This window comes from Sphingomonas sp. YR710, assembly GCF_900101455.1.
In the GTDB taxonomy this organism is placed as follows: Bacteria; Pseudomonadota; Alphaproteobacteria; order Sphingomonadales; family Sphingomonadaceae; genus Rhizorhabdus.
Map to the genome: position 1 here is coordinate 28,773 of NZ_FMZJ01000013.1, position 23,588 is coordinate 52,360.

At 63.9% G+C, this 23,588-nt stretch carries 23 protein-coding genes; 15 read left to right on the plus strand and 8 right to left on the minus strand.

The genetic code is table 11. The features are described 5' to 3' along the window. The first annotated feature begins 20 nt into the window (after positions 1 to 20). From BLS13_RS15185 to BLS13_RS15195, 3 genes are all read left to right on the plus strand, one after another. On the plus strand, positions 21 to 881 hold the full coding sequence (locus tag BLS13_RS15185) for a flagellin (RefSeq protein ID WP_093453391.1): 861 nt from the start codon (positions 21 to 23) through the stop codon (positions 879 to 881). Between the two features lie 114 nt (positions 882 to 995). Then, positions 996 to 1,859 carry a flagellar motor stator protein MotA gene (motA, locus tag BLS13_RS15190; protein WP_093453392.1) on the plus strand — a complete coding sequence of 288 codons (864 nt, stop codon included), beginning with the start codon at positions 996 to 998 and terminating at the stop codon, positions 1,857 to 1,859. 3 nt (positions 1,860 to 1,862) lie between these two features. Continuing rightward, positions 1,863 to 2,849, plus strand: a complete 987-nt coding sequence (locus tag BLS13_RS15195; protein WP_093453393.1) for a flagellar motor protein MotB — start codon at positions 1,863 to 1,865, stop codon at positions 2,847 to 2,849. 2 nt (positions 2,850 to 2,851) lie between these two features. On the opposite strand, the gene BLS13_RS15200 is transcribed toward BLS13_RS15195, so the two are convergent. The 3 genes from BLS13_RS15200 to BLS13_RS15210 are packed head-to-tail and all read right to left on the minus strand — an operon-like array spanning position 2,852 to position 7,004. Continuing rightward, the gene (locus BLS13_RS15200) at positions 2,852 to 4,249 is read right to left on the minus strand and encodes an efflux transporter outer membrane subunit (RefSeq protein ID WP_093453395.1); all 1,398 of its coding nucleotides are present in this window, start codon (positions 4,247 to 4,249) and stop codon (positions 2,852 to 2,854) included. Next, complete coding sequence (locus BLS13_RS15205) at positions 4,246 to 5,346, minus strand: HlyD family secretion protein (RefSeq protein WP_093453396.1); 1,101 nt, start codon at positions 5,344 to 5,346, stop codon at positions 4,246 to 4,248. The genes BLS13_RS15200 and BLS13_RS15205 overlap by 4 nt, the downstream gene beginning before the upstream one ends. After that, positions 5,343 to 7,004: an MFS transporter gene (locus BLS13_RS15210; RefSeq protein WP_093453398.1), complete on the minus strand. Its 1,662-nt coding sequence runs from the start codon at positions 7,002 to 7,004 to the stop codon at positions 5,343 to 5,345. The genes BLS13_RS15205 and BLS13_RS15210 overlap by 4 nt, the downstream gene beginning before the upstream one ends. 119 nt (positions 7,005 to 7,123) lie before the next feature. Here BLS13_RS15210 and BLS13_RS15215 point away from each other — a divergent pair, with 119 nt between their 5' ends. Then, on the plus strand, positions 7,124 to 7,396 hold the full coding sequence (locus BLS13_RS15215; protein WP_093453399.1) for a hypothetical protein: 273 nt from the start codon (positions 7,124 to 7,126) through the stop codon (positions 7,394 to 7,396). On the opposite strand, the gene BLS13_RS15220 is transcribed toward BLS13_RS15215, so the two are convergent. The 4 genes from BLS13_RS15220 to pstS all read right to left on the minus strand — a co-directional run bounded on the left by BLS13_RS15220 (position 7,393) and on the right by pstS (position 11,207). Further along, entirely contained in the window at positions 7,393 to 8,301 is a 909-nt protein-coding gene (locus tag BLS13_RS15220; protein WP_093453401.1) for a phosphate ABC transporter ATP-binding protein, read from the minus strand. The genes BLS13_RS15215 and BLS13_RS15220 overlap by 4 nt on opposite strands. Continuing rightward, entirely contained in the window at positions 8,298 to 9,137 is an 840-nt protein-coding gene (gene pstA, locus BLS13_RS15225; RefSeq protein WP_093453402.1) for a phosphate ABC transporter permease PstA, read from the minus strand. The genes BLS13_RS15220 and pstA overlap by 4 nt, the downstream gene beginning before the upstream one ends. A 10-nt stretch (positions 9,138 to 9,147) precedes the next feature. After that, positions 9,148 to 10,098, minus strand: coding sequence for a phosphate ABC transporter permease subunit PstC (gene pstC / locus BLS13_RS15230; protein ID WP_093453404.1), 951 nt, complete (start codon positions 10,096 to 10,098; stop codon positions 9,148 to 9,150). Between the two features lie 71 nt (positions 10,099 to 10,169). Next, positions 10,170 to 11,207, minus strand: a complete 1,038-nt coding sequence (gene pstS / locus BLS13_RS15235; protein WP_093453406.1) for a phosphate ABC transporter substrate-binding protein PstS — start codon at positions 11,205 to 11,207, stop codon at positions 10,170 to 10,172. 276 nt (positions 11,208 to 11,483) lie between these two features. Between pstS and BLS13_RS15240 the strand changes: the two genes are divergently transcribed. The 3 genes from BLS13_RS15240 (at position 11,484) to BLS13_RS15250 (ending at position 14,594) form a co-directional block, all read left to right on the plus strand. Next, on the plus strand, positions 11,484 to 12,905 hold the full coding sequence (locus tag BLS13_RS15240; protein ID WP_093453407.1) for a hypothetical protein: 1,422 nt from the start codon (positions 11,484 to 11,486) through the stop codon (positions 12,903 to 12,905). Between the two features lie 13 nt (positions 12,906 to 12,918). Next, a complete protein-coding gene (locus tag BLS13_RS15245; protein ID WP_176943607.1) occupies positions 12,919 to 13,605 on the plus strand; it encodes a winged helix-turn-helix transcriptional regulator in 687 nt (228 codons plus the stop codon). Positions 13,606 to 13,709: 104 nt separating this feature from the next. Next, positions 13,710 to 14,594 (plus strand): LysR substrate-binding domain-containing protein, encoded by an 885-nt coding sequence (locus BLS13_RS15250; protein WP_093453410.1) that lies wholly within the window; start codon positions 13,710 to 13,712, stop codon positions 14,592 to 14,594. Positions 14,595 to 14,605: 11 nt separating this feature from the next. Here the strand turns inward: BLS13_RS15250 and BLS13_RS15255 are convergent, their stop codons facing one another. After that, complete coding sequence (locus tag BLS13_RS15255) at positions 14,606 to 15,655, minus strand: DUF4118 domain-containing protein (protein ID WP_176943608.1); 1,050 nt, start codon at positions 15,653 to 15,655, stop codon at positions 14,606 to 14,608. A 237-nt stretch (positions 15,656 to 15,892) separates the two neighbouring features. Here BLS13_RS15255 and BLS13_RS21235 point away from each other — a divergent pair, with 237 nt between their 5' ends. From BLS13_RS21235 to gspI, 8 genes are all read left to right on the plus strand, one after another. Further along, on the plus strand, positions 15,893 to 16,126 hold the full coding sequence (locus BLS13_RS21235; protein WP_371128212.1) for a DUF983 domain-containing protein: 234 nt from the start codon (positions 15,893 to 15,895) through the stop codon (positions 16,124 to 16,126). A 187-nt stretch (positions 16,127 to 16,313) separates the two neighbouring features. Next, complete coding sequence (locus tag BLS13_RS15265) at positions 16,314 to 17,174, plus strand: type II secretion system protein N (RefSeq protein ID WP_256325920.1); 861 nt, start codon at positions 16,314 to 16,316, stop codon at positions 17,172 to 17,174. Then, positions 17,171 to 19,342, plus strand: coding sequence for a type II secretion system secretin GspD (gene gspD / locus BLS13_RS15270; protein ID WP_093453415.1), 2,172 nt, complete (start codon positions 17,171 to 17,173; stop codon positions 19,340 to 19,342). The genes BLS13_RS15265 and gspD overlap by 4 nt, the downstream gene beginning before the upstream one ends. 4 nt (positions 19,343 to 19,346) lie before the next feature. Then, on the plus strand, positions 19,347 to 20,831 hold the full coding sequence (locus BLS13_RS15275) for a GspE/PulE family protein (protein WP_256325912.1): 1,485 nt from the start codon (positions 19,347 to 19,349) through the stop codon (positions 20,829 to 20,831). Next, a complete protein-coding gene (gene gspF, locus BLS13_RS15280) occupies positions 20,824 to 22,047 on the plus strand; it encodes a type II secretion system inner membrane protein GspF (RefSeq protein WP_093453416.1) in 1,224 nt (407 codons plus the stop codon). The genes BLS13_RS15275 and gspF overlap by 8 nt, the downstream gene beginning before the upstream one ends. Beyond that, positions 22,047 to 22,664 (plus strand): type II secretion system major pseudopilin GspG, encoded by a 618-nt coding sequence (gene gspG, locus BLS13_RS15285; protein ID WP_371128213.1) that lies wholly within the window; start codon positions 22,047 to 22,049, stop codon positions 22,662 to 22,664. The genes gspF and gspG overlap by 1 nt, the downstream gene beginning before the upstream one ends. After that, positions 22,639 to 23,109: a GspH/FimT family pseudopilin gene (locus BLS13_RS15290; RefSeq protein ID WP_176943609.1), complete on the plus strand. Its 471-nt coding sequence runs from the start codon at positions 22,639 to 22,641 to the stop codon at positions 23,107 to 23,109. Before gspG ends, BLS13_RS15290 begins: the two co-directional genes overlap by 26 nt. After that, positions 23,099 to 23,464, plus strand: coding sequence for a type II secretion system minor pseudopilin GspI (gene gspI, locus BLS13_RS15295; RefSeq protein ID WP_093453419.1), 366 nt, complete (start codon positions 23,099 to 23,101; stop codon positions 23,462 to 23,464). The genes BLS13_RS15290 and gspI overlap by 11 nt, the downstream gene beginning before the upstream one ends. Positions 23,465 to 23,588 lie beyond the last annotated feature (124 nt).

Consider the following 23,588-nt stretch of genomic DNA (forward strand, 5'->3'; position numbering starts at 1 on the left):
TTTAGCTGCGGAGTAAGACAATGATCACGGCAACCCGACTTCGGACGATGCAGCAGGTCAGCCAGCAGTCGAAGCTGACGCAGGAAATCGCGCGCGCGCAGTCCGATATATCGACAGGCCGGCGACTCAATGTGCCTTCGGACGATCCGATCGCGGCGGCCCGCATCGCCGAGATTCGAAAGTCTCAGGCGGACCAAACCGTATGGTCGCGCAATCTTGAAGCGGCCAAGGCCATTGCCTCGCAGGCGGATACCGCGCTGGGCGGCATCAACGACGTGATCACCCGGGCCAAGGAACTCACGCTGTCGGGCGCTTCGCAGTCGGCCTCGCCGAACGATCGCGCCGCCATCGTACAGGAATTGCGCAACCTCAATGTCACATTGGCCAATTATCAGGCGCAGACGACGCCGACCGGCCAACCGCTCTTTCCGACCGATGCGCCGCTGCAGATTTCGGGTTCCGCAACCTTTCTCGTCGCCGCAACCGCGAAGCAGTCCGACGTGTTCGATGGTGTCCTCGTCGCCCACGGCGGGACATCGACATTGTCGGCCATCATTTCCGCGGCAGCCGATGCCGTTTCGCAGGATGATCCGACCGCACGCCAGACGGCGTCGCAAATCAGCCTGGCCGATATCGATGCCGCTGCAAGCCATCTGACCAACCAGCGCAGCGCCCAGGGCGTGCGCGCGACGCAGATCGATTCTGCGGCGGAGGCGCTGATCAGCAGCGGTGAGCAGTTGACCGAGGAACGGTCTTCGCTCGAAGATACCGACGTGGCTGCGACCGTCATGAAGCTCAACGCGAAGACCCTCAGCCTGCAGGCGGCACAGCAGGCATTCGCCAAGGTCAATCGCAACACTTTGTTTGACTTTGTGAGTTAAGACACTCCCACGAGTATTGGATAAAGGCTTTCCCTTTTCCGTCGTTAACCCTGATCGGGGACGCGTTGGCAGGCGCTGTCCGATCGGCCCGTGCGTTCGATTGGGAGTGAGTATATGTTCGCAGGTATTGGCCTCGTCATCCTGCTGGTCATGGTGTTCGGTGGCTTCGCGATCACGGGCGGCGATCTGGGGCCAGTTCTTGAGGCTATCCCTCACGAAATGCTCGTGATCGGCGGAGCCGCGGTCGGTGCGGTGGTCGCTGGCAACTCGATGAAGGAATTGAAGGCGCTTGGCGGCGGTGTCGCCAAGATCTTCAAGGGGCCGCGTTATGTGAAGAAGGATTATCTGGACGTCATCTTCCTGGTGTCGACCCTGATGAAGAAGCTGCGCACGGAAGGGCCGGTCGCGCTGGAACCGCATATCGAGGATCCCAAGGCGAGCTCGATTTTTGCCGAATATCCTAAATTGCTGGCGGACGATGTGTTGATCCACCTGATCACCGATACGCTTCGGCTCGTCGTCATTTCCTCGGGCACGCTCGATCCACATGCGGTGGAGGACGTGATGGATAATTCACTGAAATCCCACCACCATGATGCGATCGGCCCGGCCGACATGCTGCAAAACCTCGCCGACTCGCTGCCCGCGCTCGGCATCGTTGCGGCCGTGCTCGGCGTGGTCAAGACGATGGGATCGATTGACAAGCCTCCGACGGTACTCGGCGGGATGATCGGCTCCGCGCTGGTCGGAACCTTCCTCGGCGTGTTGCTGGCTTATGGCATCGTCGCGCCCTTTTCCAACCGCTGCCGCCAGGTGATCGAGGCCGATGCGTCGATCTATGGCGTCGTCAAGCAGATCATCATCGCCTCGCTGCATGGCCACCCGCTGCCGCTGGTGATCGAGGCGGCGCGCTCCGGCATCACCCACAGCAACCAGCCGGCCTTTGCCGACGTCTTCGACGGCATGCGCGGTCGCTGATCGATGGCGCAGCCCCCGTCAAAGCGCGGCAGGAACGAGCCCGAACCCCGCCCGATTATCATCAAGAAGATCATCGCCGAGGCCCATGGCGGGCATCATGGCGGTGCATGGAAGGTCGCTTATGCCGACTTCGTGACCGCGATGATGGCCTTCTTCCTGTTGATGTGGCTGCTTGGCGCCACCAATGAGAAGCAGCGTAAGGGTATCGCCGACTATTTCACGCCGACGATGGTGCAGCTCCGCGAAAAAAGTGCGGGCGCGAACGGTCTGTTCGGCGGCGAATCGATTGTCGACAAGGACAATTATCCCCACCGCGCGGCGCAGACCGGATCGAAATCGCTCACGATTCCAAAGGATGCGACGGGTGGCCAGGATTCAGGTGCGGGCAGCCAGCGCTCTCGTGATCGCCAGGCATTCGACAAGCTCAAGGCCGCGCTCGAACAGAAGATGGCGAGCGATCCGAAGTTGAAATCGATGCGGAAGAATGTTCGCCTTGTCGAAACGACCGAAGGCCTTCGCATCGATCTGGTCGATCAGGCCGATTTCGCGATGTTCAAGGTCGGCACCGACGTGTTGCTGCCGGCGGCGCGCGCGCTGATGGGCGAGGTGGCGAAGGTGATCGAGGCGTCCGACAACGACGTTATCGTGCGTGGCCACACCGATGCGATGCCCTATGCCAGCGGGCAGACGGCGAATAACTGGACGCTATCCGCGGCTCGTGCCGAGGCGACGCGCAGGGCGCTGTCGGAGGCGGGGATCGGCAACCGCCGGTTCGCGCGGATCGAGGGTGTGGCGGATCGCGAACCCTATGTTCCTGGCGACGTCTATGATCCACGCAACCGACGAATGTCGATCACTTTGGCCTGGTCGGCCGCTCCGCCGGCACCGGCCGTGTCGGGCGAAACCGCCCCCTTCGCCGTCGGGCGTAAGCCGATCGACCTGATGGCCCCGGGTGGCGGACCCGATCCGACGGCAATGCCGCCGCGCTGAGTCTATTTGCGGGCCGCGCGGGCGATACTGTCCGGCGACCAGCCGCCACCCATCGCCTGATAGAGCGAAACATAGGCGTTGAGTCGATCGGCGCGTGCCTGGATCAGTACGAGTTCGGCGTTGAGCAGGCCGCGTTCGGCGTCGAGCACGTCGAGATAGGGGGCGTAGCCGGCATGATAGCGGTTGGTGGCCAGATGCAGCGCGGCCGCCAGCGCATCGCGCTGCCCCTGCAAGGCATCGACCTGTTCGCTCGTGCGCTGCGTCGTCGCCAGCGCATCCTCGACCTCGCGAAACGCGGTGAGCGCGGTCTTGCGATATGCAAATGCCGCCTGATCGCGCCGGGCCGCCGCTGCGTCGCTTTGGGCTCTGAGGCGGCCGCCTTCGAAAATCGGTGCCAATGCGCTCGCCCCGATCGACCATATGGTGATCGGATCGACCAGCAAGCTCGAGAGTGCGACGCCGGCAGTGCCGGTCAATCTGACGTCCGGCAGAAAGGCCGCGCGCGCCGAATCGAGATTGCGGTCGGCGGCAACGATCTGCTGCTCGGCGGCAAAGAGATCGGGGCGCCGGCGCAGAAGATCGGCAGGAAGGCCATCCGGGATCGCCGGTGCGGCCAGCCGGTCGATCGCCGCTCCGCGCGCGATGGCGGCCGGTAGCTGGCCGATGAGCACACTCAGACTATCTTCCTGCCGGGTCATAGCGAGCACCGCAATCGGAACGAGCTGTTCGGTTGCCTTATATTCCGCCTCTGCCTGACGCAGTTCGAGCATCGACGTATAGCCGACCGTCGCACGGCGGCGGGCGATGCGTAGCGCCTCGGCGCGTGATGCCAGCGTTTCGCGGGCGGTTGTCAGTCGGGCATCGAGCGCGCGGAGCGTGATATAGCTCGACGCGGTCGCCGATATCACCGCCAGCCGCACGGTATCGCGTGCGCCCTCGCTGGCCAGGAGTGCCGCTTGTGCGGCGGCATCGGCACTTTTCAGCCGGCCGAACAGATCGGTGTCGAACGAAAGTTGCAACTGCGGCCCGCCGGAATTCTGGACTGCGGGCTTTCCGAACGCGTTCACGCTGCGCGATCGCTGTGCCGCCGCGGCGGCATCGAGTGCTGGCATCAGTTGCGATCGGGCCAGGGCGGTTTGCGCCCGTGCCTCATCGACGCGGGCGACGGCGATCGCCAGATCATCGTTGTTGGCCAGCGCCGTTTCGACGAGCCGGGCCAGCACGGGATCGCCGAAACCCTCCCACCATGCGGCATCGATCGCCCTGCCGGCACCTTTGGGTCCGCGCCAGTCGGTCGGTGGCGCGACGGACGCGGCCCTCGGCATTTCAGGTCTTGGCGGGATGCAGCCCGAAACCCAAATGGTGGTGGCTAGCGTGAGAAAGCGGACGGCGCGGCTCATGATCCGGTATCGACCCGGGTTTCGACCGACATGCCGGGGCGCAGCCGATCGGCGAGTGGCTGGCCCGGATCGATGCTGATCCGCACCGAGATACGCTGGGGCACCTTGGTGAAGTTACCGGTCGCATTGTCGGGTTTCAGTACGGCGAATTCGGAACCGGCCGCCGGCGACATCCGCTCGACATGACCGCTCAATTTCTCGCCACCGAGCGCATCGACCGAGAAGCGCACGGCCTGCCCGACCCGCATATGGGCTGTCTGGGCTTCCTTATAGTTGGCGATCACCCAGGGATGCGGCGGAACCAGGAACAGCAACTGGGTGCCGTTCGTGACATATTGGCCGGTACGGACCCCGATGTCGCTGAGTTGTCCCGCCTCGGGTGCGCGGATCACGGTATGGCCCAGATCGATCTGGGCCAGCCGCAATGCGGCCCGTGCGCTCTCGACGGCCGCCCGCAGCGCGCCGCGGCCGACCGAAACGGTGCGGATATCCTCCCCCGCGATGCGGCTTCCGGCCTGCGCCTGCTTGAGGCCCGCCTCGGCCTGCTGAAGCGCGGCGCGGGTCTGATCGCGCTCGCGCAAGGATAATGAACCGTCGGTCACCAGATCGTTGACCCTCGCCATATCGGCGCGGGCGCGGGCAAGCTGGGCCTGGGCGTTGCCGACGCCGGCCTGCTGCGCCGCCAAAGCCGCTTCGCGCGAGCGGGCGCTCTGATCGCTGTTGGCGAGGTTGGCGACAGCGGAGTCGAGCGCCGCCTTCGCCTGATCGACCCGCTGGCGATAGACATTGTCATCGATGATCAGCAGCGGCTGGCCGGCCTTTACCTGATCATAATCGCTCACCAGCACCCTGGTGACATAGCCGCTCACCTGCGGGCTGATGATCGTCGTCTTGCCGCGCACGAAGGCATTTTCGGTGCGCTCGACGGCGCTGGTAAAAGGCCATAAATGCCATGCGTACAGCACCGCCAACATGCCGAATATGGCGACCGATACGATCGCTATGGTGGCCTGCGGGCTGAACCGCGGCGGGCGCCAGCCCGATCCCGTCGAGGGTGCCGGCGCCGGCTCGTCGTCGCTCCGATCGGTGTCGGTCATGATGCCGTCACGGTCTGCGCCGCGGCCATGCGCTCGCGCCGGGTGCGCAGGAAGACGACGAAACCCAGATAGATTGTCGTCGCGGCAGCCAGGATCGCGATGAGCTGGAACACGTCATTATAGGCCAAGATATTCGCCTCCCTCGTAATCTGCTGGCTCAGCAATGAAGCGCCCTCGGCGTTGCGCAGCGCCGGATCGACCAGGATGCGGCCATAGGCCGATCCACCTTGCTGGACGCGGGCGACGACCAGCGGATCGGTCATCACGATATGCTGGACCAGGGCATTCGAATGCGCCTTCTCGCGCATCACCTGAAATGTGCCAAGCAACGCCGTGCCGGCGAGCCCGCCGAGATTTTGCGTGATGCCGAACAAGGCGATGAACGACAATATATGTCCGGCGCCGCGCTGGATGGCACGGGTCATTCCGAACAGCAGCGCCGGCCCCATGAAAAAGGTCGTCGAGAATGCGAGCAGCGCTTGCGTGAAATAGAGTTGTTCGGGGCGGGTGAGATTGGTCGAATGCGAATCCATCGCGGATGCCACGGCAACCAATGCCACCGCGAACATCACCGGCTGTGTGAGATGTGTGACGTCGAGCAGGACGGCGCTTGCAATCGATCCCGCCACCACCGCGACGGCAATGATCAGGAAGAGCGTATGGAACTGATCATTATTGTAACCGAGCGTATTGAGCAGCCCGACCGCGGCGAACGACTGTTCCGACAGCACGATCCGCACCAGAATCGACACTATGGCAAAGCGGACGATATCGGCGCTGCCGAGCCAGCGCGTTTCCAGCAAGGGGCTGCCGCGATGATGTTCGACGAGCAAGGCCGCAAGAATCAGCGGGATCGACGCACACAAAGCCCAGCCGAGCCAGGGCGTGTCGGTCCACCAGAGTTGCCGGCCTTCGCCCAGCACCGCGCATAACAAGGCCGATCCGCCGGCGAACAGGGCAAAGCTCACGAAGTCCATCGGCTTGAATGCGTCCTGCCGTTCGCTCGGCGGCAGGCGGAGCAGCAGCACCGCCGCCAGCGCGATCACCGCCAGGCCGAATTCGAACAGATAAAGCGTGCGCCACTCCCCGAACGCCAGCAGTTCGGTTGAAAACAGCCGCGCCAACGGGGTTGCGAGCTGCGGGATACTGATGCCGATCACGATCGATTGCAGCCGCCACTTCATCGGCAGTGCCTGCATCATATAATAGAGCGCGAGCGACGTCAGCGCCGCCCCGGCCATGCCGCTCGCGGCGCGTACCGCCACCGCAGTCGCGAAGCTGTGCACGAAAAGGTGGGCAAAGGTTACGGCCGCATAAAGCGATACGAAGATGCTGGTGAACAGCCGCAGGCCGAACTGCTGGCGAAACTTGATCAGCAACAGGTTGATCGAAATGTTGGTCATCACATAAGCGGTCGGCAGCCACGCGATTTCATAGCCATAGAGGCCGAGAGCACCCTGGAGCTGGGGCAGGTTGACGGCGACCAGCGCGTTGCCGAGGCCGCCGGTGAGCCCCACCAGCACCGCAATCGCGCCATAAGCGAAACGCCGCATTGCGGGATGTTCGGGATTGGCCGGCGATCCTGGCATCGTTGGCCGTTCATGCGGCGCAAATTGCCAATCTTCGTCGGGATCGCGCCAGCGGACCATTTCCCGCATTTAGACCAGATCGGTGGAAATGCGAAGAGCCTGGTGTGGCGCGATGTAAGTGGTTTCGGGATTGCTACAGCACCGTTCGCGTCTATCTTTGCAGGCACGAACTCCCGGGGAGAAACGCCATGGATTCGCGCGAGGGGAAGCATCTTCACGACATGGTCGGCCTGCTCGGCCTGCGCGCGCAGGCCACGGCCGTAGGACTGGTGCAACTGGCGAAGGAGCTTCACAAGGCCGGTGTGCTGAGCGAAGAGGCGATCGCCCGTATCAAGGCGGCCATTCTGAACGACATTGCGTTGTCGCGACCGCGTGGTCGACAGAAGGACGAATATGAACGCGAACTGCGCAAACGTCTGGAAGCCGTTTTCGCCGACGAGGATGCGGGCGGCTCGCCTTAGCCGAAGCGGCCAGTCACATAATCGCGCGTCCGCTGCGCCTTCGGGTTGGAGAAGAGATCGGCGGTGGGGCCGAATTCGATCATCTTCCCCAGGAACATGAAGCCGGTATAGTCTGAAATACGCGCTGCTTGCTGAAGATTGTGGGTGACGATCACGATCGTGAAGTCGCGCTTCAATTCCATCAGCGTTTCTTCGAGCTTCGCGGTCGAGATCGGATCGAGTGCCGATGCCGGTTCGTCGAGCAGCAGCACTTCAGGCTCGACCGCGATACCGCGCGCGACGCACAGCCGCTGCTGCTGGCCACCCGACAGGCCGAGGCCGGAGCTCTGGAGCTTGTCCTTTACCTCGTCCCATAGCGCGGCCCGCTTCAACGCGCGTTCGACGATCACGTCCATGTCGGCCTTGCTCTTGCGATGATAGAGCCGCACGCCGAACGCGACATTGTCGTAGATCGACATGGGGAAGGGCGTCGGCTTCTGGAACACCATGCCGACCCGTGCGCGCAGCCGGGCAAGATCCGTGCCCGATCGCATCACATTTTCTTCGTCGATCGGCTCGGTGCCCTGGCCGGTTTCGATCACCATCGACACACGCTCGCGCAGCCGGGCGATGCTCTTGCGGTCGCTGAGCACATCTTCGCCGTCGAGCAGGATGCGGCCCACCGCATGCTGGCCCGGGTAGAGATCGTAGATCCGGTTGAGCGCGCGCAGCAGCGTCGATTTGCCGCAGCCGGACGGGCCGATCAACGCGGTGATCTTGTGCTTTTCGACCGGCAGATTGACGCCGTAGAGCGACTGATTCTTGCCATAGAAGAAATCGAGATTGCGGGCCTCGAGCGCGAAGTCGGTGCCGGTTGGCGCGGTCATATGATATTCGTCGCGGACGTCGGTGACGGTGGCGTTCATGGGCGGTGCGTCTCCCGGGCGATGATCCGCCCGATGATGTTGATGGAAAGGACGGCGACGGCGATCAGCAGCGCGCCGACCCAGGCAAGGCGGCGCCAGTCGTCATAGGCCGACAGCGCAAACTGGAAGATCGTCGTCGGCAGGCTGGCCATCGGCTGGGCAAGATTGGTCGAGAAGAACTGGTTGCCGAGCGAGGTGAAGAGCAACGGGGCGGTTTCGCCGCTGATGCGGGCGAAGCCGAGCAGGCCGCCGGTGACGAGGCCGCCGCGCGCGGCCTTCCAGACGATGCGGCGCACGACGAAGGATCGCGATGCGCCCAATGCCATGCCGGCTTCGCGCAGCGCGCTCGACTGGAGGTTGAGGATGTCTTCCGTCGTTCGTGTGACGATCGGGGTCGCGAGGAAGGCCAGCGCGACAGCGCCAGCCAATGCCGAGAAGCCGTGGAATGGCGCGACCAGCAGCTCATAGACGAACAGGCCGATCAGGATTGACGGTGCCGACAGCAGCACGTCGTTGAGGAAACGCACGACATGGCCATATTTGGTGCCCGCGCCATATTCCGCAAGCCAGGTGCCGGCGAGGATGCCGACAGTCAGCGCGATCACCATCGCGAGCGCACACATGACCAGTGAACCGACAATGGCGTTGGACAGGCCCCCCTCCGATCCGGGGGCCGGCTGGGTCATCGTGAAGACCTTGAGGTCGATACCACCGATCCCCTGCGTTACCAGCGACCACATGATGAGCACCAGCGCGCCGAGCGCGATGAGCGTGGCGACGCCGCAGGCGCCGATGAAGACGAGGTTGCCGATGCGGCGGAAGAGTGCGCGATCCATGCCGGCGACCTCAATATTTCTGGCTGCTGAGCAAGGCGCGCGCCATCGCCAGCACCGAGAAGGTGATGAAGAACAATACGAGGCCCAAAGCGGTGAGCGCGGCGGTGTGCATTTCGCCGGTAGCTTCGGTGAATTCGTTGGCGATCGTCGATGCGATCGTCGAACCTGATGCGAACACCGAGTCGGGAAATGTGTGCGAATTGCCGATGATGAAGGTGACCGCCATCGTCTCGCCCAGCGCGCGGCCGAGGCCGAGCATCACGACGCCGATCGCGCCGCGGCGGACATAAGGGATGATCACCGATTTGATCACCTCGAACGGGGTGCAGCCGAGGCCATAAGCGGCTTCGCGGACCTGCGGCGGCACCGACAGGAACAGTTCCCGGAACACCGCCGACATATACGGCAGGATCATGATCGCGAGGATGATCGAGGCGGTCAGGATGTTGGCGCCGTTGGGAATGCCGGAAAAGAGCTTTTCCTGCCACGATCCGGGGTCGGCGGACATGATCAGCGGAAGCTGGACATGCTCGGCGAACCATGGCGCGAACACGAACAGGCCCCACATGCCGTAAACGATCGACGGAATGCCGGCGAGCAATTCGACAGCGATCGCGATCGGCCTGGAGAAGCTGCGAGGACAGAATTCGACCAGAAAGATGGCCACGCCCAATGCCAGTGGAAGCGCGACGATCAGGGCAACGAACGAGGTGATCAACGTGCCGACGATCGGCCCCGCCGCGCCATAGACTTCGGTAACCGGATTCCATTCGCTCGACGTGAAGAAGCCGAAACCGAAATGGTGAAAAGCCGGCCAGCCGCCGACCGCGAGGCTGATCACTACTCCGGCGAGCGCCGCCATCAACAGCGTTGCGGCGCCGAAACAGGCGGCCCGGAACAGCGCCTCGCTCGATGCGCCGCGTGGGCCGAAGCGTGGTGTCGTTATTGTTGCAGTCGTCATGTCATTCACCCGACAAAGGCGGAGGCGCCGACGCGCCCCCGCCCTGTGATCGTTACGGTCGAACTGTTACTTCAGTGCGACACGTAAACCGGCTTGCCGCCTGCTTTCACATTCATCGTCCACTGCTTGCGGATCAGCGTCTTCACCGTGGCGGGCAAAGGCACATAATCGAGCGAAGCTGCTGCAGCGTCGCCGCTCTTGTATGCCCAGTCGAAGAATTTCAGGACGCCCTGGCCTTGGGCCGCGTTTTCCTGGTTCTTGTAGAGGAGGATGAACGTCGCGGCCGTGATCGGCCAGGCGTTGGCGCCCGGCTGATCGAGCAACAGGATATAGTTGCCCGGGATCTTGCCCCACTGCGCACCGGCAGTGGCGGCGGCGAAATTTGCGGCGACGGGCGCAGGATATTTCCCGACCTTGTTCTGCAGCAAGGTGAAGGTCGCCTTGTTCTGCTTGGCATAAGCATATTCGACATAGCCGATCGAACCCATCGTCTGCTTCACGAAGGCCGAGACGCCGTCATTGCCCTTGCCGCCGAGGCCGGTAGGCCACTGGACCGAGTCGCTGGCGCCGACTTTCGAAGCCCAGGTCGGACTCTTCATCGTCAGATAGGTGGTGAACACGAACGACGTGCCCGAACCATCCGAACGGTGAACGACGGTGATCGGCAGGTTCGGCAGTTTCACGCCCTTGTTGAGCACGGCGATCTTCGGGTCGCTCCACTTGGTAATTTCGCCGAGGAAGATCGACGCGAGCACCGGGCCGCTGAGCTTGATCTGGCCTGCGGCGATGCCCGGCAGGTTGACGATCGGCACGATGCCGCCGACGACGGTCGGGAACTGATAAAGGCCGGCAGCGTCGAGTTCTTCCGGCTTCAGCGGCTTGTCCGACGCGCCGAAATCGACGGTCTTCGCCTTGATCTGCTTGATGCCGCCGCCCGAGCCGATCGCCTGGTAGTTCAGGCCCACGCCGGTGGTAGCCTTATAGGTTTCGGCCCACTTCGCGTAGACGGGTGCGGGGAAGGTTGCGCCGGCGCCGGAAATGTCGGCCGCCTGAGTCCCTGTTGCAAACAGCAAGGCCGAGCCGAGCAGGGCCGTGAATTTTTTCATCATTGAAGAATCTCCGATCGCCGGAAAAGCTGCCCCCGGCGGTGCGGCTCTCCTAGGAGCGGCATGTTACGGCCATGTGACAAATTGTTAGAAGTGTTAACATATTGCGCTCCACTGCTATATTGCGGAGCGCTATCTCTCGGATATGGCAAGGTAAATGGTGGGCGGTCGTGTCGCTTTCGCTTTAATGTAAATTGAAGTTACGTCATTTTGTCATAAACACTACCTAACAAACCCACCATCCCGGCCGACATTGCCGGGCTGATAAGGGGTTCTAGCATGTCGAATCACACGTCCCTGCTCACCGGAGTGGGGTTGAGCGCGCTGATGATCGTGGGCGCAGCCAGCGGTGCCGAAGCCAAGGCCGTGAAGCACCACGTTACGCACGCCACAACACAGCATGATGCGGAGATTGAAGCGCTGAAAGCGCAGGTCGCAGCGCTCACCGCCCGCCTCGATGCGCAGGATGCCGCGCAGCGCCAGACAGCCGAACAGGCGCAGGCCGCGCAGACCGCCGCTGCCGCCGCATCCGCGCAGAGCGCCGCGGCCCAGGAGCAGGTTGCCGCGCAGGTGAAGGCCGTGCCCGAGCAGGTCAAGGTCGCGCTCGCCGCGCAGCCGAAGCCGAAGCCGCAATGGTTCAACGACACGAGCGTCAGCGGCCGCATGTACTTCAATTTCAGCAATATCGATCAGAAGGCAAATGGGGCGAAGCAGGCGTCGAACGGTACCGGCTTCAACATCAAGCGCTTCTATCTGGGCGTCGATCACACGTTCAGCCCGATCTTCTCGGGCAACGTGACGATGGATATCTCGAACGTCGTCGGCAGCACCTCGAACGGCAATTTCAATGCCAACACGACGGCGGCTCCCGCGAATTCGACGGCGCTGGTCGGTCGCGGCTTCTATGTGAAGAAGGCGTTCGTCCAGGCCAAGCTCAACCCGGCCCTGATCATCCGGCTCGGCGCGGCCGATCTGCCGTGGGTGCCTTACGCCGAAAATCAATATGGTTACCGCCATATCGAAAACACGCTGATCGATCGCACCAATTTCGGCACCTCGGCCGATTGGGGCATCCACGTCCTCGGCGATCTCGCGGGCGGTATTCTGAGCTACCAGCTCTCGGTTATCGATGGTGCGGGCTACCGCAACGTCAAGGTTACCAACACGGTCGACGTCGAAGGCCGTGTTTCGGTGGCCTATAAGGGCGCCTTCGCAGCGGTTGGCGGCTATACCGGGAAGCGCGGCAACGATGTCGAAGGCGCGGTGAACGTATTCCACACGGCGACCCGCTTCAACGCGATGGCCGGCTACAAGAGCAAGCTGCTCACGGTCGGCGGCGAATATTTCACCGCAAAGAACTGGAATAACGTCACCACCGCCGGCGAAGACAAGGCTGACGGCTTCTCGCTGTTCGGCAACGTCAATTTCTCGCCCAAGTGGAGCGCCTTCGGACGCTATGACTGGGTCAAGCCCAACAAGGATAGCAACGACAATCTGAAGGACGATTATTTTAACGTCGGTATCCAGTGGGAGCCGGTGAAGATCGTCGACCTCGCGCTGGTCTATAAGCGCGACGTGGCCAATAACGGCACGATCTCGACCCAGAACGGCACGATCGGCGGTGCCAACCCCGCCGGCACGCTGGTCGGCGGGCACGGCACCTATGACGAAGTCGGCCTGTTCGGCCAGCTCCGCTTCTAGGGCGGCGCGTTCGATGATGCGCACCCGCGTGCTGATGATCGACCGCAAGCCGCTCTGGCTGGCGGATGCGGCCGATCTTCTCATGCGGGCCCAGCATGCGGTGACGCGGGCTGCCGATCTGGAGGCGGCCCGCATCATCATTTCGGATAGGGCGCCGGCGCTGATCCTGATCGGCCGTCCATCGGGTGACCTGTGCCGGCACGAACTTTGCGCGGCCTTGCGGCCGCTTTTGCCGGCCGGGCAGGGCGTGATCATCGTCGCGCTTCCCCGCGGGGCGACGCTCACCGCCATTCGGTGCCTTGACGAGGGGGCGGATGCGACGATCGAGGAGCCCGTTGATCCCTATGACATCCTGCTTCGTGCGGAGGCGCCGCATTCGGGCCAGGTGATTCAGCAGAGCCATGTTCTGCGATATGGCGCGCTGACGATGGATCTCGATACGGTCAAGGTCCATGCCGGCAAGCAGCGGGTGGATCTCGGCCCGACCGCATTTCGACTTTTGCGAACCTTCCTCGAAAATCCCGAGCAGATGCTGTCGCGACGGGAGTTGATCGTATCGCTTGGCCATACGGAAGCGTCGGTCAACAAGAAGATGGTCGACTCCCAAGTCCGCCGACTGCGATCTGCGATGGCGCCTGCCGGGCTTGCCAACCTGATCGTTACAGTCGCGTCCATTGGTTACATGCTTTCCGGGGCCTGAATTGCACGCTATTCGGTAATAGCTGGAGCAACCGACCAAGCTGCTATAGATGTTTTCCGACGGGGTGCCGGGGCGCGCCGTGGGGAGCCGGATTCGAGCACGATATGACCATCAAAGCGCCGCCACCCTTTTCGGCCCTTCGCGCCATCGAGGCGGCGTCACGGCATCGCAGCTATACTTGGGCGGCGCGCGAACTGGAGATCACCCACAGCGCCGTCAGCCAGTCGGTCAAACGGCTGGAGACCCAGCTTGGCACCAAACTGTTCGAGCGCCGTGGTGGAGCGATGGAGCCGTCCGCGGCGGCGCTTCAGCTGGCGCAGGCCTATGCCGATGCGGCGGGGGCATTGCAGCGATCGCTCGAAGATGTGACGCAATCGGCACCGCCGCAACGTCTGGCGGTGAGCATGTCGTCCAATTTCGGGCGGTTGTGGTTCGCGCCGCGCCTGTCGCACCTGTCCAGGCTGTTGCCCGATCTCGATCTTGAGATTCGCACACGGCCGACCGGCGCCACAGGCCACGACGATAGCGATTTACAGATTGGCGCCCGCTTGTCGGGTGGTTCGGGGTGGGCATCGGAGCGGCTCTGCGATGTCGCGCCTGTGCCGTTGTGCAGTCCGGCCTTCGCTCAGCGTCATCGCCTTTCCGAACCGATCGATGTTACTCGCGTTGCGTTGATTTCCGACCGCGAGATGCCCTGGTCGGCATGGCTCGACGCAGCCGGCGTTGTAACATCGCCCAGGCGATCCGGTCATGTTTTCGATGACATGGCGATGCTGCTTGATGCGGCGGCGCGTGGCGACGGCCTGGCGCTGGCACCGACGATGTTTGCGCAGCGCTGGCTGCAGTCGGGCGCGCTGATAGCCCCCTTTGGCGACCGGACCGTTGGCGAGGAGCCGCTGATCGTCGCGTGGCGGACTGGCGGCGATATTTCGTCGCTGGTCGATCGCGTGCTGGATTGGCTGCGCGGCGAAACCCGTTTGCTGGCCTGATCCCGTATCGATCAATGCAGGGTGGATGTGGTGGGCACGATCGCCGCCGCGATGATTGGATCGGTTTCGGGCAGAACAGGCACGACCAGTTCAAAACACAGGCCCTCCATAGCGGGAACCGGACGGGCATGGCCGTGAAGCTGATCGGCGCTTGCCTGGATGATCTGACGGCTCAGCGTGTCCGCAGGTTGCCGTTCGCCTATGACTGCACTGGGGCTGGAGAGCGCGATGCAATAACCGCGGCTGTCAGCCTTCAGCTCGAGCCGAATCCGTCGGGTCGCATCGCCCGTCTGGCGATGCAACACGAAGCGGAACCATTCGAGCAGGATGATCGCGATCGATGTCGCCTGTTCGGGCGACACGCGAATTGCGTCGCCTGAAATCTCGATCGACAGATCGGGATCTCCGGACGCGGAGAGGTCGGCGGTCAACAACTGTCCGGCAAAGACCGACAGGTCGATCATGCTGACGCTGCCTGCATGCATGTTGCGATGGGCGCGAGCGATCAGCATCGTCCGTCGTGATGCCTCGGTCAGTGCATCCGACCAGCCCGCGTCGGCGCCTTCGCCGGCACGAAGCTGCAGCAGCGCGGAAACCAGTTGCAGATGGTGGGTCGTCCGTTCGTTATATTCACGAAACAAAGCAGCATGATCATCGGCAAGCTGCTCGGCGCGCAACTTCTGGATCCGATATTCGTGGAGCGCGCGGGTCATTCCGGTGATGAAATAGATGTCGACGGCGGATGTCAGCATGAAGAAGGCCATCGATGTCAGCGCCTCCGGGTCGACCTTGAAGGCGAAGGGGGGGCTGACGAACGCCCAATATGCGATGGCGGCAGACGCGATACTCGTAAAGATGGCCGGCCCGGCGCCAGCGAAATAGGCGGTCAGCACCACCGCCAGATAAAAGACCGAGAAGACGAAGCTCACATGGCCGAACATCGGATCGAGCGAGACGCGGATGGCGAACGCCATGGCGACGCAGCCGGCGGCGGCCACATACCGCCAATATCCCTGGAACCAGCCCTGTCCCGGCATTGCCTTCGCCTCGAAGATTCGCATGTATCGCGCGCTCCGATTGACCCATGGCGCGGGAAAGGCAAACGAAAATTGCTGCCGCCCTGCGAGCGTCGTGTTAAGAGCCATTTCATGCAAAAATCGACTCTGCCCGTTAGGGATCTTCGCAACGCCCTCTCTCGCGGCTTCAAGGGGCATTGCCCCGCCTGCGGTGAGGCTCGTCTTTTTGGCCGTTTTCTGAAACCCGTGCCGCATTGTCCGGCCTGCGGGCAGGATTGGTCGGTGCAGACCGCCGACGACCTGCCTGCCTATCTCGTGGTTTTGCTCGTCGGCCATCTGCTCGCGCCCTTCATCGTTGCGCTCAACCTGCGCTTCGATGTTTCGACAGCGATCCAGATGGCACTATGGCCAACGATGGCGCTGGTGATGTCAATGCTGCTGATCCAGCCGGTCAAGGGTATGGTGATCGCGTTGCAATGGGCGCGCCGGATGCAGGGCTTCGCGCCGTCGGCGTAACGGCTCGGGCTGGCATCGCGGCACGCAATTTGCCGACAGCCGGGATAGGATCGCGTTCCGCGCCTTTCGATGCAGCCTTTTCCCGACCTCTCCCACCTTTTCAGCCAGATGCCGCTTTCTAACGGGCTCGGGTCTCGCCTATAGCAAGGCGAAGATTAAGCGTCGTTCGGGGGATGGGCGTGTGAAGATGCTGTCGGCTTGGCACGCAAGGGCGTGGCCGCGAGAGGTTTCGCAGCAGCAATTGCTGGGTTTGGGAGAGCGTGCGGCGATCGCGCTGCTGGCGCTGCTCGGACTGGCCGTGATCTGGGCGGTGATCGCGCCAACGGGGCGGTCAGACAGGTTGATGCCGCCGGCCCCTGCGATCGATAGTTCACCGGCTATCTTCGGTGCGTTCGATCCGTTCTTCCGGCTCAGCGGTGGCGATGGCCGGTCGTCGGTCGTCACGCCGCTCAATATCACGCTTTACGGCATTCGCGCGGATCGTGCGTCGGGCCGGGGGGCGGCGATCATCGGCCTGCCCGATGGCACGCAGAACAGCTATGCCGTCGGTGACGCGATCATGCCGGGCGTCGTGCTGGCGGGCGTGACCTTCGACAGCGTCACGATCCGGCGCAACGGTGCCGCCGAGAAACTGTATCTCGATCAATCTCAGGCCGCACCCGTGGTCGGCGCGCCGGGCATCGCGCCACCGCCGATACCAGCGCCGTCGGGCCCCGATCCGTTCGCGGCGATCCGCGGTGGGCCGGGCCAGATGGCGGCGATGCGCAGTGTTGGCCCGCCCTCCTTGTTGACCGATATGAACCTTAGCCCGCGCCAGCGCGGCGACCGGATCGACGGCTATATCCTTCAGCCATCGGGCACTGGCGATGCCTTTCGCGCAGCGGGATTCCGGCCGGGCGACGTGCTGGTCGCTGTCAACGGCACCCGCCTGATCGATGCCGTCGGCACGGGTCCGTTCGCGCAGGCGATCGTAAGCGGCGGCAGCACGAGCCTCCAGGTGGAGCGCGACGGCCGGCCCGTTACTGTCACGATCGGGCGCGCGAAATGATCGGATGGCGTAACGCATCGCTGATCGCGCTGATCGCCGCCACGCCAGCGCCGATCGTCGCTCAGCAGATCCTCAACCTGCGCGATGCCGATATCCGGGCCTTCATCCAGGACGCGGCACGCGTTACCGGGCGCAATTTCATCATCGATCCGCGGGTGACCGGCAAGGTCTCGGTCGTCACCGACCGCGAACTCACTCGCAGCGAATATTTCGAGCTGTTCCTGTCGACCCTGCGCGCCAACAATCTCGTCGCGGTGCCGATGACGGGCGGGGCGCTGCGGATCCAGCCGATCGACGGTGCGGCGACCTTGCCAAGCCGGATCGGCTCGTCGGGCGTGTCGGCGAACCAGTTCGTGACCGACATCATCCGGCTGCGATCGGTCGATGCCACGGTGGCGCTCGATTCGCTGCGGCCTTTGGTCAGTCCGCAAGGATCGGTGACGGCCAATCGCAGCGCGAATTCGCTGATCATCGCCGATTATGCCGACAATGTCCGCCGGATGCGCGGGCTGATCCGCGAGATCGATCAGGATATTTCGACGACCCGGATGGTCCCGCTCAAGAATGCCGGCGCGCGCGAAATTGCCGGTGCGCTGTCGGCGCTCGCGGGCGGCGGGGCTCAGGCGGGCGGGCAGGGCGCCAGCGCGGTCAGTGGCGTGACCGTGGTCGCGGTGGATAGCGGCAATGCACTGCTGCTGCGGGGCGACGTCAATGGCGTCACGCGACTGGCGAACCTCGCCATGGATCTCGATCGCCGCGCCGCCAGCGCCAGCGAGATCCGGGTGATCTTCCTGCAATATGCCGATGCCGCAAAGCTGTTGCCGGTTCTTCAGCAACTTGTCGGTCAGGCGGCCGAAGTGGCTCCGGCGTCGACTCCCGCGTCAGGTGGTAACGCGCCCGGTGGTGGGGCTGCCCCGGCCGCGCCGATCACGGTCAGCAGCGGCGCGGCGCGGGCCAAGGGCGAACCGGTCGTGACCCGCTTCGAGGGGGCCAACGCGATCATCATCTCCGGCCCCGCTGACATTCAGCGCACCTTGGGGGAGGTTGTCCGCCAGCTCGATACGCGTCGCGATCAGGTGCTGGTCGAGGCGATCATCGTCGAAATTTCGAACGATGCAGCGCGCAAGCTGGGCGTCCAGTTCCTGCTCGCAGGCAAGCCCGGCAGCGGCATTCCCTTCGCGGCGACCAACTATTCGAACGCAGCCCCCAATATCCTGACGATCGCGGGCGCCGTCGGCGCCCGCCAGCTCGATACCACCACGACGATCGTCAACGGCACGACCACGACGACGACCAGCAGCAGCGCGACCAGCGATCAGCTGGCGCAGGCGGCGGTCAGCTCGATCCTGAGTGCGGGCGGCGGCTTTGCGGGTTTCGCCAACACGATCGGCAAGAATGCGATCTTCGGCGCGATTCTGAATGCGGTCCAGTCCGATACCAAGTCGAACATCCTTTCGACCCCGTCGGTCCTGACCCTCGACAATCAGGAAGCAAAATTGCTGGTCGGGCAGGAGGTGCCGGTCACCACCGGCCAGGCACTGTCGAACAATTTCGAAAACCAGTTCCGCACCGTCCAGCGCCAGAATGTTGGCATCCAGCTTCAGGTGAAGCCGCAGATCAATGCCGGTGGCGCGATCAAGCTCTATCTCAAGCAGGAGGTCAGCTCGGTGGCCGGGCCGGTGGCGACTGGGTCGTCCGACCTGATCCTCAACAAGCGCGAGATCGAAACGACGGTCACCGTCGACGATGGCGAAATCCTCGCGCTGGGCGGCCTGCTCGACGATAATGAGCGGCGGACGATCGAGCGTGTCCCGCTGCTCAGCGACATTCCGGGGCTCGGCCAGTTGTTCAGGTCGCGCTCGCGCTCGCACGTGAAGACCAATTTGATGGTGTTCATTCGCCCGACCATCCTGCGCAGCAAGGCCGATGCCGAGCAACTGGCAGCGCAGCGTTATGGCTATATCCGCGCAGAGCAGCGCCGCTATGCGCCCGGCGAGGAACCCGGTATCGACCAGCTCGTGCGCGACTATATGGGCGCCACACCACCGCCCGAGCCGGCGGCGGCGCCGAAGCCGGCGGGCCCGCCCGAGATCATCGTGCCGAAGGTTACGACGTCGAGCGAAGTGATCGGTCCGCTCGACGCCCCGGTCCCCAAGAAGAAGAAATGATCGCGTGACGGCGCCCGTCATTCCTTATGCCTTTGCGCGCCGCACCGGGCTGGTGCCGCTCGGCGTCGTCGATGGCGAGGGCCGGCCGGTGATCGGCATGCGGGACGACTGCGATCGCATGGCGCTGGTCGAATTGCGCCGCCATATCGGTCGGGCCTTCACGGTCGAGATGCTGGCCCATGATCGTTTCGATCGCGCGCTCAGCGAACATTATGCGATGGACGGGCAGGCGGCGGCGATGCTGGGCGGCGCGCTGGTTATCGGCGAGGAGTTGTGGGCGCTTGCCGGCGAATTGCCGACGTCCGCGGACCTGCTCGACAGCGCCGACGATGCACCGGTCATCCGGCTGATCAACGGCATCATCGCCGATGCCGTCCGGCAAGGCGTGTCGGACATCCACATCGAGCCTTATGAAACGAGCCTCGTTATCCGCATGCGGATCGATGGCGTGCTGAGCGAGCGGCTGCGGCTGCCGGCCGCGGTCGCGCCGGTGGTGGTCAGCCGGATCAAGGTGATGTCGCGGCTCGACATCGCCGAGCGCCGGCTACCGCAGGACGGGCGTATCGGCCTGTCGGTCGGCGGGCGGCTGCTCGATGTGCGCGTCTCGACGCTGCCGGGGCGCGCGGGCGAGCGGGTGGTGCTGCGTATCCTCGACAAGGAGGCGGCCGGGATCGATCCCGATGCGCTCGGCATGCCCGATGCGATCGATCGCACTTTCCGGGGAACGCTTACCGAACCGAACGGCATCGTGCTCGTCACCGGCCCCACCGGATCGGGCAAGACGACCACGCTCTATGCGGCGCTCCGCCTGCTCAACGATGGCAGCCGCAACATCCTGACGGTCGAGGATCCGATCGAATATGCGGTCGACGGGGTTGGTCAGACCCAGGTCAATCCCAAGGTCGGGCTCGATTTCGCCGCCGGCCTGCGCGCGATCCTGCGGCAGGATCCCGATGTGGTTATGGTCGGCGAAATCCGCGACCGCGAGACCGCCGATATCGCGACGCAAGCGGCGCTGACCGGCCATCTCGTGCTGTCGACCGTCCATACCAACGATGCGGTCGGCGCGATCACCCGCTTGCGCGACATGAAGATCGAGCCGTTCCTGATCGCCTCCACCGTGCGCGCGGTGATCGCACAGCGACTGGTGCGGCGGCTATGCCCCTCGTGCAGCGTCACCGCTGATCCGCCAGTGGCCATACGGGAGGCGTTGAAACTGGAAGAAGGCGTCCGGGTCCGCGAGCCCCAGGGCTGCGATCGCTGCGGCAAGAGCGGCTATCGTGGCCGGATCGGCGTGTTCGAACTGATCCGCATCGATGATCGCATCCGCGCGATCATCAACGACAATGGCGACGAGGATGCCATTTCGAAAATCGCTTTTGCCGATACCGGGACGCTCGCGAAGGCCGTGCAAAGGCTGGTGCACGACGGCGTGACCAGTCCCGAAGAGGCGTTGCGGATCATGCGCAGCGACACGGTCGATGGCTGATTTCGTCTGGCGCGCGATCGACACGGCGGGCCGCGAACGCAGCGGCCGCATCTATGCCGACAGCGCGGACCTCGTCCGCGCCCGGCTGGAGGCGCGGCGCTTTTACGTCGTCGCGGTCGATCGCACCAGCGGGGAGGCGGGGCCCAGCCTGTTCGCCCGGCTCAGCCATCGGTCGCGCCGCCTGTCGTCGCGCGAACTGACCTTGTTCACGCGCCAGTTCGCGACCCTGGTGCAGGTGATGCCGATCGAGGAGGCGTTGCGCACGATCGCGCGCCAGGGCGGCAAGCCGAAGAGCGCCGCCATTTTGAACGCGGTGCATGAGGCGGTCTTGCAGGGCTATCGCCTTGCCGACGCGCTGATGGTCGAGGGCGCGAGCTTCCCGCCGCTCTACCGTGCGATGGTCGCGGCCGGCGAGGCTACGGGCACGTTGCCCGAAATTCTGGTGCGGCTGGCCGATCTGCATGAACGGCAGGCGGCGGTGCGGGGCAAAGTGGTGACGGCGCTTGCTTATCCGATCGTGCTGGCGGTCGTCGCGTTCGGTGTGGTGATGGGGCTGATGCTGTTCGTCATCCCCAAGATCGTCGATCAATTCGATATGGCGGGACAGCGATTGCCTTTGCTCACCCGCATCATCATCGGCATTTCCCGGTTCATGGGAAGCTGGTGGTGGGCGATGGTGATCGTTGCGCTGGCGGCTGTGGCCTTGCTGGCGCAGGCGATGGCCGATAGCCGGCGTCGGGCGAGGATCGACGGGCTGGTGCTGCGCATGCCATTGCTCGGCCGACTGATCCGCGATCTTCACGCTGCGCAAATGGCGCGCACCTTGGCGACAATGGTCGCAAGCCGGCTGCCGCTGGTCGAGGGCATTGCCATCACGACGCCCACCTTGCGCAATCAGGCGCTGCGTGCGGCTTCGGTAACAATCGTCGACGATATCCGCAGCGGCAACAGCTTGTCCTCGGCATTGCGTCGCGCGAACCTGTTTCCGCCGATCCTGATTTATATGGTTTCCAGCGGCGAAGCCTCCGGTCGTCTCGACGAAATGCTGGAGCGCGCGGCCGACTATCTCGAACGCGAGTTCGATCTGTTCACGGCCATGCTATTGTCGCTGCTCGAACCGGCGGTGATCGTCGCGATGGGCGCGATCGTGGCGGTGATCGTGCTGTCGATTCTGCTGCCGGTGCTGCAGCTCGATACATTGGCGGGAATGCGATGATGGAATTCGACGAACGCAACATGACTCCCCTCCCTGCTTGCAGGGAGGGGCTGGGGGTGGGTGGCGAGCATCAGCCAGCCTCCGATGGTGAGACTAACGGCCATACGACCGCATGTGTGTCGGATGAGATCCCCTCTTGTGTGCCGCCGAGTGCCTCGGCGGTACCCACCCCCAACCCCTCCCTGCAAGCAGGGAGGGGAGCAGTCGCGAACGGCTTCACCCTCGTCGAGCTGATGGTCGTCATCCTGATCCTCGGCCTGCTGACCACGATCGTGATCATCAACGTTCTCCCCGCGCAGGATCGCGCGATGAGCCAGAAAGCGAAGACCGACATCGCCCTGCTCGAACAGGCGGTCGAACGCTATCGGCTCGACATGTACGATTATCCCGCCACCGGCGCCGGATTGAACGCGCTGGTGCAGGCGCCGCCGGGCTTGCCGCATCCCGAACGTTATCCGCCGGGCGGCTATATCAAGCGGCTACCCGACGATCCGTGGGGCAATGCCTACCATTATGAAGCGCCGGGCAAGCATGGCCCGGTCGATATCTACAGCCTCGGCGCCGACGGGCGCGAGGGCGGCGATGGCCAGAATGCGGATATCGGCAACTGGAAATGATCCGCTGACCCGCGAACGCGGCTTCACCCTGGTCGAGTTGGTGGTGGTCCTGTCGATCATCGCCGTCGCGACCACGGCGGTTCTGTTCGCCTTGCCCGATCCCGGCCGCGGCTTGCGGGACAGCGCCGAACGCTTCGCGGCGCAGGCCGCCACAGTGCGCGACGCGGCGGTGATGGGCGCAAGCCCCATGGCGATCCGCTTCGATCCCCATGGCTATCATTTCGAACATTATGTCGATGGCGGTTGGCTTGCGACCAACGCCAAGCCGTTCCGCCCGGTCGAGTGGCCGGACAATGTCGTTGCCCGCATTGCGCCCGAAGGAACGGCGCGCATCCGCTTCGATTCGACGGGCCTCACCGATCCGACGACATTGCTACTCACGGCATCGGGCGCGAAGGCGACGGTGATGATCGACGCCGGGGGCGAGGTGCGTCTTGGGCAATAAGCGGACCGACGAGGGCTTCACCCTGATCGAGTCGCTGGTGGCACTAGCAATTTTCGGGCTCGCGGCGGTCACGTTGCTCAAGCTTGAAGGCGCGACGATGTCGAGCAGCCAGCTGCTCGAGCGCAAGGCGATCGCGCAGATCGTTGCCCGCGATATCGCGGCCGACGTGCTGACCGATCCGATCGCGCCGCCGTTCGGTACCGCAACGGGTACGGATATGGAGGCCGGCGCCGAATGGCACTGGACCCGGACGATCAGCCATATGCCGGACAATCGGCTGATGCAGGTGGTGATCAGCGTCGCCGATCCCGGCGGCGGGGAGGCGGCGTCGATCACGCTGTATCGGCGGACGTGAGGGGGGCCAGGTCTCTTTTCTCGAATGGCGTGAGAGAGGATATCGATATGCGTTCCAAGCCCCTCCCCTTTAGGGGAGGGGTTGGGGTGGGGCCTCTCCTTCCCACCAACGCTTGTCTCGGTGA